Source organism: Micromonospora inyonensis (genome assembly GCF_900091415.1).
GTDB classification, from domain to species: Bacteria; Actinomycetota; Actinomycetes; order Mycobacteriales; family Micromonosporaceae; genus Micromonospora; species Micromonospora inyonensis.
The window spans coordinates 2,538,981-2,552,696 of sequence record NZ_FMHU01000001.1 but is presented as its reverse complement, the minus strand read 5'-3'; the positions used below and the strand labels follow the sequence as shown (position 1 = coordinate 2,552,696).

The window sequence follows — 13,716 nt, the reverse complement described above, 5'->3', positions numbered from 1 at the left end:
GGGTCCCCTGCAGACACCCGGCACCCCCGCACCGCCCCGTGAACTCACCGCCACGGGCCGAAGACCCGTTCCCCGTTCGCCGACAGGTGCGCGCACAGGTCCGCCAGGTCGGTGCCGGTGGTGGCGGCCAGCGCGCGGACGGTCAGCGGGATCAGGTAGGAGGCGTTGGGCCGCCCCCGGTGCGGCATCGGGGTGAGGTACGGCGCGTCGGTCTCCACCAGCAGCTGCTCCGGCGGGGTCGACGCGGCGGCCTCCCGCAGTGCCCCGGCGCTGGCGAAGGTGACCGTACCGGCGAAGCTGAGCAGGTAGCCCCGGCGTACGCACTCGGCGGCGAAGTCCGCGTCGCCGGAGAAGCAGTGCAGCACCACGGTGTCCGGCGCGCCCTCGTCGTCGAGGACCCGCAGCACGTCGGCGTGCGCGTCCCGGTCGTGGATGACCAGCGGCTTGCCGTACCGCTTGGCGATGGCGACGTGCGCCCGGAAGCTCGCCTCCTGCGCGGCGCGCCCCTCCTGGCCGGTACGGAAGAAGTCCAGTCCGGTCTCGCCGATGCCGCGTACCCGGTCCCGGGCGGCCAGCGCCTCGATCCGCCGCAGCGCCTCGTCCAGGTCGGCCAGGCGGGGGGCCTCGTTGGGGTGCAGGGCGACGGTGGCGACCACCGCCGGGTACCGGACGGCGACCTCGGCCCCCCAGACGGAGGAGTCGACGTCCACGCCGACCTGGACCAGCCGGTCGACGCCCACCCCGGCGGCCACTCCGATCGTCGCCGCGACCGGGTCGTCGGCGGGACCACCGGGCGTGCCGGCCTCGCTGACGGTGATGTCGAGGTGGGTGTGACTGTCCGGGACGGGGTGGGGCAGCGGCTCCGGGGCGGGCGGGAACTCCCCGGCCCGGCGGGCGGCACGCTGACGGCGGGATTCGGTCGGCTCACTCATCGTCGATGAGCATCACACACCATCCGCGACCGCCGTCCCCGACCCGCAATCCACTGTTAATCCCTGCGGTACCCAGGGCCTTTACCGTTCGGCTGGTGACTGCCCCCACCCAGACCGACGACGCCACCCCGGCGCGGGTCGGGCCGCGCGTGACGTACCGGGGCGCGGTGTACCCGGCGGAGCAGATCGCCCGGGGTGCCGCGTACGAGATCTTCAGCGGGGTGGAGCTGCCCGGCTTCGCGTGGGCGCCCCGCCCCGGCGCGCCCCTGCCGTGGCGACGCTTCGTCCACGCGACCGAGGTGACGGCGGTGCAGGATGGACCGGGGCAGGCGGACGAGGAACCGGACGCGCCGCTGCTGGTACCGCTGCACCGGGACCGCACCTGGACGCAGATCCAGCAGCTCACCCAACAGCCGTCCGCCGCCGGGGACCCGGTGCTCGCCACGCTGCGCGCCTCGGCCGTCATCCGTCGGGGCACCCGGATGGTGAAGGTGCTCTCCGCCCGCCAGCTCGCCGGCCACGTACGGGGACTGCTGCCGCACGGCTTCTGCCACCGGGAGCACGACGTGGCGCATCTGCGTACCCCGTCGGCGCTGGCGGTGCTGCGCACCGACGACGGTCCCGCGCCGGACGTGGTGTACGCGCTGCGCTGGCGGGCGGCCGACCCGGCCGACTACGACGCGCCCGCCGGCGGGGCGCACCGGGGACTGGTGGAGCTGGCGGCCGGGGAGCGGGTCGGCGCGGCGGTGCTCGGCACCGGCTTCGCGCCGAGCAGCACCCAGGTGGTCCCGGAGTTCGTCACCCGCGACTTCGCCGACCTGCCGATGCCGGCGAACGCCACCCTGGTCGCCTACCCGGCCGAGGGGGTGGAGGTGGTGCTCTACGCCTACCAGGCCGAGCAGCGGGGCTGGCTGCGGATGGTCGGGCCGCGGTGGCGGCACCTCCTCGCCACGGTGCCGGGCCTCTCCTCCGAGCAGGAGTACGTGCCGATCGCCGAGCCGGCCGCCTCGACCCGGCTGGTCGGCGGCTACGCCGGCAGCGAGTACGAGGCGGTGGCCGACCTGCCCGGGGGGTTCCGGATGCAGGCGTTGACCCGGACCGCCCGGTACCCGGTGGAGTCGGTCGCCCGGCGACTGCGGTACGCCCGCTGGCGCGACGTGGACTGCGTGGTGCTGCGGGAGGAGACGGGCTGGCTGCGGCTGCGGCTGTGCCGGCCGGGACCGGAGGCGGTGGCGGCCACCGGCGCGCAGTGCCACGAGCGGGGCGTCTACGAGGCCTGGGCCCCGGCCACCGAGGTCACCGACGACCGCGTCGTCGACCTGCCGTACCCGCTCTGACGGTCGGGGTGTCCCAGCCCGCCGGAGCGCGGTCGACGGGCATAACCCCCGGCGGTACGGGAAGACGCCGACGTCCGACCGTCCCGTCTCGGGGAGACCACATGCCCTTCGTCACCGTCGACTCGGAGAACTCCGGGCCCATCGACCTCTACTACGAGGACCACGGCACCGGGCAACCGGTGGTGCTCATCCACGGGTTCCCGTTCAACGGCGCCACCTGGGAGAAGCAGACCCTCGCCCTGCTGAACGCCGGCTACCGCGTGATCACGTACGACCGGCGGGGTTTCGGCAATTCCGGCCAGCCCACCAACGGGTACGACTACGACACGTTAGCCGCCGACCTGAAGATGCTGGTGGACCAGCTCGACCTGCGCGACGCGGTGCTGGTGGGGCACTCGATGGGCACCGGTGAGGTCACCCGCTACCTCGGCGCGTACGGGTCGGACCGGGTGAGCCGCGCGGTGCTGCTGGCCCCGCTCGCACCGTTCCTGCTGAAGACGCCGGACAACCCCGAGGGCGTCGAGCAGCAGCTCTTCGACGGCTTCAAGCAGGCGATCGCGGCCGACCGGTTCGCCTTCCTGACCAGCTTCTGCGACAACTTCTTCAACTACCAGCAGAACAGGGGCCGGCTGGTCAGCGAGGAGGCGTACCGGGCGCACTGGCACATCGGCGCGCAGGCGTCGGCGAAGGGCACCCTGGACTGCGTGGACGCCTGGCTGACCGACTTCCGCGCCGACCTGCCCCGGATCGACGTGCCGGTGCTGATCGTGCAGGGCGACGCGGACGCCGTCCTGCCGTTCCCGGTCACCGGGCAGCGGCTGGCCTCGATGCTGCCGGAGAGCACCCTGGTCACGTTGCGCGGCGCGCCGCACGGCATCCCGTGGACCAACGCCGACGAGGTCAACCGCGCCCTGATCGAGTTCATCGGCACCCGCGCCATGGCCCATGCCTGACCCGACCGCCGGACGGCTCGGGGCCGTCGGCGAGCCGCCGAACGGTCCCGGCCCGACGGTGCCCGTGGATCGCCCCCGGGACCCCTGGCCCCGGGGGCGCGTGGCGGTCAGCCGGCGAGGCGGGCCAGTTCCTCGTCGACGATCGACGGGTCGAGCTTGCGGAAGACCGGCTTCGGCGCGGCCAGCGGACGGCCCACCTCCAGCGGTACGGACGCCCAGCGCGTGCCCTGCGTGTAGTCACCGGTCAGCACCGGGTACGCCGGCCCGCCGTCGAGGTCCTCGACCTCGACGATGGACGGCATCGGCGCGTGCACCCCGGTGCCGCCGAGCAGTTCGTGCACCTTCTGCGCGGAGTGCGGCAGGAACGGGGTGAGCAGCGTGTTGGCGTCGCTGACCACCTGGAGGGCGACGTGCAGGATCGTGCCCATCCGGGGCTTGTCGTCCTCGCCCTTCAGCTTCCACGGGGCCTGGTCGGAGAGGTACCGGTTGGCCTCGGCGACCACCTTCATCGCCTCGCCGATGGCCTGCTTCTGCCGGTGCCGGGCGATCAGGTCGCCCACCGTGTCGAAACCGGCCCGCGCCACCGCGAGCAGCGCCTCGTCGGCCCCGGTGAGCCCGGCCGGATCGACGGGCGGGATCGCCCCGAAGTTCTTGGCCGCCATCGAGATGGACCGGTTGACCAGGTTGCCCCAGCCGGCGACCAGCTCGTCGTTGTTCCGGCGGAGGAACTCCGCCCAGGTGAAGTCGGTGTCGTTGCTCTCCGGGCCGGCGACCGCGATGAAGTAACGCAGCGCGTCCGCGTCGTACCGTTCGAGGAAGTCCCGCACGTAGATGACCACCCGGCGGGACGAGGAGAACTTCCGTCCCTCCATGGTCAGGAACTCGCTGGAGACCACCTCGGTGGGAAGGTTGAGCCGCCCCAGCGCGCCGGGTTCGCCGTCCTTCGCCCCCTGGCCGGAGTAGCCGGAGAGCAGCGCCGGCCAGATCACCGAATGGAAGACGATGTTGTCCTTGCCCATGAAGTAGTAGGCGAGGGCATCCCTGCCCTCGGCGTCGGTGGACCACCACTTCCGCCACGCCTCCGGGTCACCGGAGCGCCGGGCCCACTCGATCGAGGCGGAGAGGTAGCCGATGACCGCGTCGAACCAGACGTAGATGCGCTTGTCGGGACGGTCCCGCCAGCCGTCGAGCGGGATCGGCACGCCCCATTCCAGGTCCCGGGTGATGGCCCGGGGCTGGAGGTCGCCGAGCAGGTTCCGGGAGAACCGCAGCACGTTGGGACGCCAGCCCTCCCGGGTGTCCAGCCACTGCCGTAGCACGTCGGCCAGGGCGGGCAGGTCCAGGAAGAAGTGCTCGGTCTCGACGAACTGCGGGGTCTCGCCGTTGATCTTCGACTTGGGGTTGATCAGGTCGACCGGGTCGAGCTGGTTGCCGCAGTTGTCGCACTGGTCGCCCCGGGCGCTGTCGTAGCCGCAGATCGGGCAGGTGCCCTCGATGTACCGGTCGGGGAGGGTCCGCCCGGTGGACGGGGAGATCGCGCCCATGGTGACCTTCGGGACGATGTACCCGTTGCGGTACATCCCCTCGAAGAGTTCCTGCACCACGGCGTAGTGGTTGCGGGTGGTGGTCCGGGTGAAGAGGTCGTACGACAGCCCGAGGCCGTGCAGGTCCTCGACGATCACCCGGTTGTACCGGTCGGCGAGGTCACGGGCGGTGACGCCCTCCGCGTCGGCCTGCACCTGGATCGGCGTGCCGTGCTCGTCGGTGCCGGAGACCATGAGCACGTCGTGGCCGGCCATCCGCATGTACCGGGCGAAGACGTCGGATGGGACGCCGAAACCGGAGACGTGGCCGATGTGGCGCGGGCCGTTGGCGTACGGCCAGGCTACCGCCGCAAGTACGTGACTCATGACCAGCAAGCCTAGCTAGCCCGATGTCGCGCTCGCGTGCCCCCACCGTCCGGGAATGTTGCGCAGCTCGATCCGGCCGATGCTGGTGGGCACTGCCGGTTCGACCAGCAGCCGGTCCCCGTCCGGCTCCAGGCCGAGGATGACGCGCAGTAGCAGCAGCGGGGTACCGGTCGACCAGGCCTGTGGGCTGCAGGCGGTCGGGTACTCGACGGGATAGCGGGTCAGTTCCCGGTCGTAGCCGGCGAATGCCTCAGGCAGCCGGCCGTGGAAGAACTCCGCGGCGTCGATCATGCCCGCGGCGATGCGTCCCGCCTCGGCCCGGAAGCCGTAGCGCCACAGCCCCCAGGCGATGAGCGAGTTGTCGAACGGCCAGACGGTGCCCACGTGGTAGCCGATGGGGTTGTAGCGCCCCTCATCCACGGCCAGCGTCCGCACCCCCCAGCCGGAGAACAGCCGGGGCCCGAGCAGATGCCGCGCGACCGCCTCTGCCCTGGACGGATCGACGATTCCGCTCCAGAGGAGGTGCCCCATGTTCGACGACAGCGAGTCGACCGGCCTGCCGTCGGGATCCAGGCCCAGGGCGTAGAACTCCCTGTCCTCTACCCAGAAGTCGCGGTTGAACCGCGCCCGGAGATCGGCGGCCTCCCGCTCCAGCCGGTCCGCGTATTCCGGGTCGCCCCAGAAGTCACGGGCCAACCGGGCGCCCCGCACCTTCGCGTCGTACGCGTACCCCTGAAGTTCACAGGTCGCGCGAGGAAAGTCCGGCAGGCGCCCGTCGTGGAAGGAGATCGAGTCCCAGGAGTCCTTCCAGCACTGGTTCACGAGGCCGCTCCGCTCGTTTCGGGTCTGGTACCGGATGTAGCCGTCGCCGAGCAGGTCGCCGTACTCGTCGATCCAGTCGAGTGCGGCACGGGCCTCCGGCTCCAACAGTCCGACCAGGTGGCTGTCGCCGCTCCAGCGCTCGTACTCGTCCAGCAGGATCACGAACAGCGGCGTGGCGTCAGCGGTACCGAAGTACGAGGTGTGCGGCTGCTCCTCGAACGCCGCCGACTCCCCGTACCGCCACTCGTGCATGATCTTGCCTGGTTCCTCGTCCCGGAAGTCATACAGCTTGTTGCCCTGCATGCTCGCCATCAGCGTCAGCGTGTTGGCGGCGAGGTCCGGCGTGAACGGCAGGGTCTGCAGGCTGGTGAGGATGCTGTCGCGGCCAAAGATGGTCATGAACCACGGCAGGCCGGCCGCGGGTATGTTGATCGTACCGTGGAGGAGCGGCGTGAGCTGGAGCGCGGCGAGGTCGACCAGACTGCGTCGGTACGACCGCTGTAGCGACTCGTTCTGGCAGGTGAGGTCGGGTGCCCGCGCCAGCCAACGCTCCAACTCCCGGCGCATCTGCCGTCTGGCCGGCGTGGGCTGGCCGTGCATGCTACGGCGAATCTCGCTTCCACGCGTTCCCAGCGTCGCCACGTGCAGCCGGGTCACCCACTTGCCGTGCGGTTGGATGCGGACATCGAAGGTCACCCCGTTTTCGTCGAACGTGCCGGGTACGGTCGACGAGACCAGCGTCTCCCGCCGGAAGGTCTCCCGTTCGTAGCCCAACCGCAGACGCCCGTGCTCGAGCCGGACGTACACGTTGCCCTTCTTGTGCCTCGTATCCTTGATCTCGAACAGGTCGGCGAAGTCGCTCTCGATATCCAACCGGATCATGAGGTCCACCGGCTCACGGCTGTGGTTGAGTACCGTCAGTTGCTCGTCGAGGCTACCGCCGACCGAGCGCTGGCGGATGACCGACACCTTGGCGTCGACGTAGTGGGTCGGTTTGCCCGGGACCAGGAAGAAACGTGTCTCGAAATGCTGCAGATCGTCGACTGACAGCGCCTGGAGGCGCTCGCCGTTGACGCTCAACTCCCACTTCGACAGGAATCGGGTGTCGAACGAGAACAGACCGGTCGGAAACTCCGGAGACGGGGTGATGTCGCCCTGCCTGTCGCTGACCACGAAGGTGTTGCCGTTCAGGATCCTGACCGTGTCCTGGCTCATCGCCGCAGCTCTCCGCGTCGCGCGACCGCTCGCGGATCCCGGGCTCCAGGTGGCCCCGGAAGGACCCGCTGGAAGATGACGAGCATGTACAGCCGGCCCACGAGCTCAACCTCGTTACGCAGCCAGGCCGCGTAGACGTCCGTCTCGCCGCGCACGATGCGCGCGAACAACGCCTCGTCGAGCCGGACGGTGCAGTCAGCGCGGCGGTTTTCCCGGGACACCCTGACGTCCCCCTTCTCGATCGTCATGAGCCAGTGGGTGGTGTGATGATCTCGTACGAGGTCGAAGCGGATCGTGCCCGTGACCTGCTTGAGCCGGTCGTACCTGCGGCGTACGACCCCGGCGAAAAACTCCGCAATGGGATCCGCCATCGATTCCTCCCCTCTCGGCTATCCCGACTAGCGTCCGACACCAGCGGAAGCCAGCCGGCATCCGAGACATCGCATCCAGGACCGAGTGACAGCCTCGCCCCGACCAGGGTGGGTGCGCATCACCCGGGTTGGGTGATATCAGCCGGGGCAGGGCCGCCGACATTCCTTCGCCTCGGCCGGGCTGACACAGAGCGGGGAGCCCACCCGGACGATTGGTGCAGCGATGCCACTCAACAGGTCATCGCGACTTCGGCACCAGTTGCCCGTGAGCTCGGCCGCCGCCCTGAACTGGTCCGCCGCCGAACTCGACCTGCCTACCCTGGCCGATTCCGGCTACGAAAGCGCAGGCCACCGCATCAAGACCCCGGTCAAGCAACCTGCCGACGGCCGCCGGCTCGCACCCGACAACCGCGCCTACAACCGACTACTACGCGGCCTGCGTTGGCAAGGAGAACGCGGCTTCGCGATCCCGACCGGACGCTGGAAAACGCTACGCGATACGACGGTCAGCCCACGCCGCATCGGTGACATCGTCGCCGGGGCCCTGCACCTGACCCACTTCGAGTACAAATACCTACCGGAAAGTCGATGAGATCACTTCAGTGCCCACGAGTCCCTGTCGCCCGGTCCTCGACGACCCAGACCGGCATCGACGCCGAAGTCACACTGGTCACAAATCCGACGCACGCGTGATCGTGGCAAGGCTTGACCACGATCTCCCCAGCGGCCAGAAGCGCGTCAGCCTCCTCGGTGGTCGCAGCCAAACCCTCGTACAAGGCAGCACCGAGGATTGCGCGTCGCTGCCCTCCCTGGTACTCCGACCAGGCATGTGGCGCTATGGTGTGCGTCGTCATGCCGGGCAGCGCATGCAGGGCTGGCACCACGTCAACCAACACCGGGTCCGTAGCGAGCAATTTCGTCACCGCCGCCTGATTGGCCGCAGCGCGTATCTCCGTGAGTCCGGACATCAGAGGAAGACCTTTCAACGCAGCCTGATCAGGACCATCGGCTGACGAAGTCTGTCACGGCCTGGTTCACTTCAGCGGGCTTGGAAGCACTCAGGAAGTGGTGCCCACCCTCGACGATCTCAAGCCGCGCGTCCACCGAATGGGAGAACAGCTTCACTTCCTGCTCTGCGTTCGCGACCGAGTACACCTGATCTGCCGTACCGTGCAGCCACAGCAGAGGTGTGGTCACCTCGTCGAGGCGCCCATACAGTCCATCGCGATCACGCAGGTTGATCGTGCACAGTCGCAGCCGGTGACGACCATCATCGCCCGCGAAGTTGCTGCGGTAGGTGGTCAGCCAGAACGCTCGTTCCTCGCTCGTCAGCCCACCGAGGGCAGCATCGAAGGTGTCGTCAACAAACTGGTCCGGGACAACCCAACTATCATCCACCGGATGCCCGAACTGGTCGATGAAGGGAGTGCAGAACGCAGGCCCGTCCCAGCAGCCGAGGTCCCGACTGCGCTGGCTCTCCCGATCCATGGACGTGCCCAGAGGGATCAGTCCCTGAACGACGTGGGGTGCGAGAAGTGCCATGCGGGTCGCGATCCAGCCGCCCTGAGAGGTTCCGAGGACGAATGCCTTGTCGATCTTGAGCGCCTCCAGGACCTGCAAGTTCGCGACTGCGCTGTCCCAGTAGGTGAAGTGCCGATAGGTAGCCCTGGTTCGGCCGTGGCCATAGGGCTCCAGTGCGAGCAGGTTCATCCTGCTGTTCAGCTCCTCGTCGCTGAACTGTGGGCGGTACAGCTCCGCAGACGTCGTGTAGGAGTTGATCATCACCAGCGTCGGCAGATCCGGGCTGTACGGCTTGGCGAAGGTGGCCCCGACAGTCGAACCACCGAGGTGGGAAATGCCCACGGTCAGTTCAGTCTTGCTCATGTCGGCTTTCCATTCTTCGGGTGAAGGTGATCGGTGGCTCTTCGGGTGAAGGTGATGGGTGGCGGTATGCGACGCCGTAGACGCCAGGCGGGGGACTCAGAATCCGGCTCACACCTGGCGTGCAGCCGTCACTGCTCTGCTTTAGATTAGCTAGTGACCACCGGGAACCGGTCGCGAACCAACAGGCCGGCCCGGGCCGCTCGACCGGTCCGGGCCGGCCGGACGAGCGCCGCACTTCCTGTCCGCTTTGGTCGCCGACACGCGGCCTGAGCTGCGTGTTCGCGGCGACGACTCGGTGTCCAATGAACGTCGTGACTGGCAGAGGAGCCGCCCGCGAGCACGAGCAGCCACCCCCCGGTCGCGTCGACCGCGAGCACGGGGAACCATCCCCCGGCCGCGCCGATCCCGAACCCGGGCTGCCCTTGCCCGAACACGCCGACCACGAGGCCAGCCGCGCTTCTGGAGATCGACATACCCGCCAACCTCATGATCCGCGGAGTCAGGGCGGCGGGCCCCCACGGCCCCGGCCACACCCTCCGGAGGCGCCACCGCCGGACCGGGCCCACACCAGGGTCGTTCCCGAACCGGCGACCAGAACGACGAACGGCGGACCAGCGGTCACCGCCACCGGGCTCGGGACGACGACCAGCGAACGGGAAACCACCTCCGCCGAGGCCGGGACGAAGACCGGCGCGCCGCACGCCACGGGGACCGGGACGGCGACCGGCGGGTCGACGCTGACAGCGGCGACCGGGGTCGAACCCACCACCGGTGCGCCGGTGGGGGCGCTGCCGCACCGGGTACCGATGCGGCAGCACCTCGGCTGGCCGCGGCCGGACGGGCCGGACGAGGGCGGTTCCGGCACCGACGGGAACGACCTCTGGCTACCGATCGAAGAGGTGCACTGGGACGGCACCCCGATCCGGGCCGAGCAGGCGATCGACGACGGATTCGCGGCGTCGGCCGTCCGGGACCGCGCCCGTCGCCGGACGAGACCCCGGGTGGTCCGGCAGCGGGACCCCGTGCCCGGGTTGGCGGGGCTGCTCGGCCTCGGCCTCCTGGCGGCCTTCTTCGCCTGGGTGAGCGCGGAACCGTTTTGGCTGGCCGTGGGGCATGGCACGACCGGCACGGTGGTGGGTGAGTGCACCGGCGGCGGCCTGGCCCAGCGGTGCCGGGGCACCTTCGTCGCCGCCGACGGCCGGTTCGTCGCGCACGGCGTACGCATCGGCGGGCTCGACACCGCCGGCCTGCGGACCGTGACGGCGGTGCCGGCCCGGATGACCGGGCCGGAGGGCGCCACGGCGTACGCGGACCGTGGCGGCACCCTGCACCTGCGCTGGTTACTCGGGTTCGGTCTGGTGGGGGCGTGCGCGGCCGGCATCGTCCGGGTGACCGGTACGGCGGGATTGTCCGGGCAGCGGGCCCGCCGGTGGGCGATCGCAGCGGCCGTCGGCGGACCGCTGCTGGTGACCGTGGGTTTCCTGGTCGCCGCGTTCTGAGCCGTCTCCGGCCACCGGGAATACTCATCGACACACGTCCCGGCAATGGAGACACGGCCTCCACCGGGCACCGGGCGGCCTACGATTCCGTGGTGACCCAGGCGTCGACAGCGCAGAGCGCGAGCGAAGGCCAGCCGGAGAGCGGCCTGGCGGAGCGGACCGACAACTCCGCCATGCGGTCCGCCGCCGTCCCGCCCGACGACGCCGGGGGTGGCCGGCTGCCGGAGGTCGTCCGCCGCCGTCTGGCCACGGTCGACGACCGGCTGGACGGGCGTTCCTGGCTCGCCACGGCCGTGGTGGTGGCGATCGCCGCGATCCTGCGGCTGGTCGGGCTCGGCGACATCAAGGGAAAGATCTTCGACGAGATCTACTATGCGCGGGACGGCTGGGGCCTCGTCGAGCACGGGGTCGAGTGGAACTTCAAGGACAACGCCCCGTCGTACGTGGTCCACCCGCCGCTGGGCAAGTGGCTGATCGGGCTCGGTGAGTGGGCCTTCGGCTACCAGGACACCGAGCACAACATCACGGTGCCGGGCCAGCTGCTGACCACCACCCCGGAGTTCGGCTGGCGGATCTCCGCCGCCGTCGTCGGCACGCTCTCCGTCCTGCTGCTGGTGCGCATCGGCCGACGGATGTTCCGGTCCACCGCGCTCGGCTGCGCCGCCGGCCTGCTGCTCGCCCTGGACGGCTTCCACCTGGTGCTCTCCCGCACCGCCCTGCTCGACATCTTCCTGCTCTTCTTCGTCCTCGCCGCGTTCGGGGCGCTGGTGCTCGACCGGGACGCGCGACGGCGACGGTGGGCCACCGCGCTCGACGCCGGTCTCGACCCGTCCCGCCCCGGCCGCGCCGGCCGACCGCCGTTCACCGTCCCCTGGTGGCGGCTCGCCGCCGGGGTGCTGATCGGGTGCGCGGTCGGGGTCAAGTGGAGCGCCCTCTACTTCGTACCCGTCTTCGCCCTCATGGTGGTCCTGTGGGAGGTCGGGGTCCGCCGGTCGGCGGGGGTCCGCCGGCCGTGGCGGGACGCCCTCCTCGACGAACTGCCCTGGCTGGTGCTCGCCGGGGTGGTGATGGTCCTCGCCTACCTCGCCACCTGGACGGGCTGGTTCCTCTCCGACGACGGTTACTACCGCACCCTGGCGCGCTACCCGAACACCCCCGGGCTGAGCGACACCCCGGTCCTCGGCGCGTTGCAGAACCTCTACACGTACCACCGGGCGGCGTTCGACTTCCACACCGGGCTGAGCACCCCGCACAAGTACCAGTCCTGGCCGTGGCAGTGGCTGCTGCTCGGGCGTCCGGTGGCCTTCCACTGGACGTGCCAGGGCACGTGCGCGGGGACCGCCCCCACCAGCGAGATCCTGCTGCTCGGCACGCCGGTGCTCTGGTGGTCGTTCCTGCCGGCGCTGGCCGCCGTGGTCTGGCTGGGCATCGCCCGGCGGGACTGGCGGGCCGGGGCGATCCTGCTCGGCGCGGCGGGCGGCCTGCTGCCCTGGTTCTGGTTCGCCCTCGACGGGCGGGTGATGTTCTCGTTCTACGCCGCGCCGGCCCTGCCCTTCCTGGTGCTGGCGGTCGTCTACGTGCTCGGGGCGATCATCTCGCCGGCCGGGGCGCGGGCGCCGGCTCCACCGGGGTCGGCCGCCGCGCAGGAGGCGTACGACCGGCGGCTGTTCGGTGGTGTCGTCGCGGGAGGGTACGTGCTGCTGGTGGCAGTCTGTTTCGCGTACTTCCACCCGATCTTCGTAGGCACACTGCTCCCCTACGCCGACTGGTCGGCCCGGATGTGGCTGGACGGTCGCTGGATCTGATCACCGCTGCCCCGAGGTGGTAGCAGGGGGCCCTTGCAGTACAAAAAACACCTGCAGGGGACCCCTGCTACCACCAAGGCGAGCGCGCGGCCCATGCGGAGAAGTGGGCACGGCGCGTGCGGAGAAGGGGCACGGCGAGCGGGTGCCGCGATGCGGACACAGAGAGACGCGCCCCTATCGCCTGCCACGGGGGAAGCGGGCGATTGGGGCGCGCAAGAGAGAGCTTAACCACGTCTGGTTCGCCGACACAACGGGTGCATCCGGTTCAGATTCCCGCCCCACGCCCCGCCCGGCAAATAGTTTACATCCGGCACATAACGGTCCGCGTCCCCGCACGGACGCCGGGACCGCTCCCAGCCACCCCACCATCGCCGCACCTCTATCGACCTTGCGGCAAGATATAGATAAATCTCTCTATCAGTTCCCGCGGTCGGGGAGCCGCCGGCATCTCCGGACACGTCAAATGACGGCAATACCGCGATCAGATGGAGATGTCATGAGTCGTGCCCTTCGTTGGGTCGGCGGCCTGCTCGCCGCCGTCACCGTCGCCTCCCTCGGCCTCACCGCCCCCGCCCAGGCGGCCACCGTGTCGGTGCCGCTGCGCACCCTCATCGCCGACCTGCCGGTGGCCAGCGAGAACCGTACCGGCTACTCGCGGGACCTCTTCCCGCATTGGATCGACGCCGACGGCGACGGCTGCAACACCCGGTACGAGGTGCTGATCGCCGAGGCGACCACCCGTCCGTCCGTCGGTTCCGGCTACACCCTCTCCGGCGGCCGGTGGTACTCCTACTACGACGCCACGTACTGGACCGTCCCGTCCGACCTGGACATCGACCACATGGTGGCGCTCGCCGAGGCGTGAAACTCCGGTGCCCGGAACTGGACCACCTCCCGCCGCCAGTCCTTCGCCAACGACCTGGGCGACGCCCGCTCGCTGGTCGCCGTCACCGACAACGTCAACCAGGCCAAGGGTGACCAGGACCCG

At 70.2% G+C, this 13,716-nt stretch carries 12 protein-coding genes; 6 read left to right on the top strand and 6 right to left on the bottom strand.

Annotated elements, in window-relative coordinates:
* Window positions 1-44: 44 nt before the first annotated feature.
* Window positions 45-932: a TatD family hydrolase gene (locus GA0074694_RS11545; RefSeq protein WP_091456779.1), complete on the bottom strand. Its 888-nt coding sequence runs from the start codon at window positions 930-932 to the stop codon at window positions 45-47.
* Between the two features lie 95 nt (window positions 933-1,027).
* Here GA0074694_RS11545 and GA0074694_RS11540 point away from each other — a divergent pair, with 95 nt between their 5' ends.
* Window positions 1,028-2,269, top strand: a complete 1,242-nt coding sequence (locus GA0074694_RS11540) for a hypothetical protein (RefSeq protein WP_091456775.1) — start codon at window positions 1,028-1,030, stop codon at window positions 2,267-2,269.
* A gap of 101 nt (window positions 2,270-2,370) precedes the next feature.
* Window positions 2,371-3,222 carry an alpha/beta fold hydrolase gene (locus GA0074694_RS11535; protein WP_091456771.1) on the top strand — a complete coding sequence of 284 codons (852 nt, stop codon included), beginning with the start codon at window positions 2,371-2,373 and terminating at the stop codon, window positions 3,220-3,222.
* Between the two features lie 107 nt (window positions 3,223-3,329).
* On the opposite strand, the gene metG is transcribed toward GA0074694_RS11535, so the two are convergent.
* The 3 genes from metG to GA0074694_RS11520 are packed head-to-tail and all read right to left on the bottom strand — an operon-like array spanning window position 3,330 to window position 7,540.
* Entirely contained in the window at window positions 3,330-5,132 is a 1,803-nt protein-coding gene (metG, locus tag GA0074694_RS11530; protein WP_091459006.1) for a methionine--tRNA ligase, read from the bottom strand.
* 15 nt (window positions 5,133-5,147) lie between these two features.
* Window positions 5,148-7,169 carry an amylo-alpha-1,6-glucosidase gene (locus tag GA0074694_RS11525; RefSeq protein ID WP_091456766.1) on the bottom strand — a complete coding sequence of 674 codons (2,022 nt, stop codon included), beginning with the start codon at window positions 7,167-7,169 and terminating at the stop codon, window positions 5,148-5,150.
* The gene (locus tag GA0074694_RS11520) at window positions 7,166-7,540 is read right to left on the bottom strand and encodes an SCP2 sterol-binding domain-containing protein (protein ID WP_091456763.1); all 375 of its coding nucleotides are present in this window, start codon (window positions 7,538-7,540) and stop codon (window positions 7,166-7,168) included. Before GA0074694_RS11520 ends, GA0074694_RS11525 begins: the two co-directional genes overlap by 4 nt.
* 265 nt (window positions 7,541-7,805) lie before the next feature.
* Here GA0074694_RS11520 and GA0074694_RS11515 point away from each other — a divergent pair, with 265 nt between their 5' ends.
* The gene (locus tag GA0074694_RS11515) at window positions 7,806-8,132 is read left to right on the top strand and encodes a transposase family protein (RefSeq protein WP_176737875.1); all 327 of its coding nucleotides are present in this window, start codon (window positions 7,806-7,808) and stop codon (window positions 8,130-8,132) included.
* A gap of 7 nt (window positions 8,133-8,139) precedes the next feature.
* Here GA0074694_RS11515 and GA0074694_RS11510 read toward each other — a convergent pair whose 3' ends face one another.
* Window positions 8,140-8,508 (bottom strand): oxamate carbamoyltransferase subunit AllG family protein, encoded by a 369-nt coding sequence (locus tag GA0074694_RS11510; protein ID WP_091456760.1) that lies wholly within the window; start codon window positions 8,506-8,508, stop codon window positions 8,140-8,142.
* A gap of 28 nt (window positions 8,509-8,536) precedes the next feature.
* On the bottom strand, window positions 8,537-9,424 hold the full coding sequence (locus GA0074694_RS11505) for an alpha/beta fold hydrolase (protein WP_091456756.1): 888 nt from the start codon (window positions 9,422-9,424) through the stop codon (window positions 8,537-8,539).
* Window positions 9,425-10,230: 806 nt separating this feature from the next.
* On the opposite strand from GA0074694_RS11505, the gene GA0074694_RS11495 reads away from it, so the two are divergent.
* From GA0074694_RS11495 to GA0074694_RS32820, 3 genes are all read left to right on the top strand, one after another.
* A complete protein-coding gene (locus GA0074694_RS11495) occupies window positions 10,231-10,923 on the top strand; it encodes a hypothetical protein (protein ID WP_091459004.1) in 693 nt (230 codons plus the stop codon).
* 92 nt (window positions 10,924-11,015) lie between these two features.
* A complete protein-coding gene (locus GA0074694_RS11490; protein WP_425413591.1) occupies window positions 11,016-12,728 on the top strand; it encodes a dolichyl-phosphate-mannose--protein mannosyltransferase in 1,713 nt (570 codons plus the stop codon).
* A gap of 496 nt (window positions 12,729-13,224) precedes the next feature.
* Entirely contained in the window at window positions 13,225-13,593 is a 369-nt protein-coding gene (locus GA0074694_RS32820) for a hypothetical protein (protein WP_245714758.1), read from the top strand.
* The last annotated feature ends 123 nt before the right edge of the window (window positions 13,594-13,716 follow it).

Bases quoted from the DNA above. Each gene is read 5' to 3' on its own strand.
- GA0074694_RS11510 (WP_091456760.1), bottom strand. From the start codon at position 8,508: ATGTCCGGACTCACGGAGATACGCGCTGCGGCCAATCAGGCGGCGGTG.
- GA0074694_RS32820 (WP_245714758.1), top strand. From the start codon at position 13,225: ATGAGTCGTGCCCTTCGTTGGGTCGGCGGCCTGCTCGCCGCCGTCACC.
- GA0074694_RS11535 (WP_091456771.1), top strand. From the start codon at position 2,371: ATGCCCTTCGTCACCGTCGACTCGGAGAACTCCGGGCCCATCGACCTC.
- GA0074694_RS11545 (WP_091456779.1), bottom strand. From the start codon at position 932: ATGAGTGAGCCGACCGAATCCCGCCGTCAGCGTGCCGCCCGCCGGGCC.
- GA0074694_RS11520 (WP_091456763.1), bottom strand. From the start codon at position 7,540: ATGGCGGATCCCATTGCGGAGTTTTTCGCCGGGGTCGTACGCCGCAGG.
- GA0074694_RS11525 (WP_091456766.1), bottom strand. From the start codon at position 7,169: ATGAGCCAGGACACGGTCAGGATCCTGAACGGCAACACCTTCGTGGTC.
- GA0074694_RS11505 (WP_091456756.1), bottom strand. From the start codon at position 9,424: ATGAGCAAGACTGAACTGACCGTGGGCATTTCCCACCTCGGTGGTTCG.
- metG (WP_091459006.1), bottom strand. From the start codon at position 5,132: ATGAGTCACGTACTTGCGGCGGTAGCCTGGCCGTACGCCAACGGCCCG.
- GA0074694_RS11495 (WP_091459004.1), top strand. From the start codon at position 10,231: ATGCGGCAGCACCTCGGCTGGCCGCGGCCGGACGGGCCGGACGAGGGC.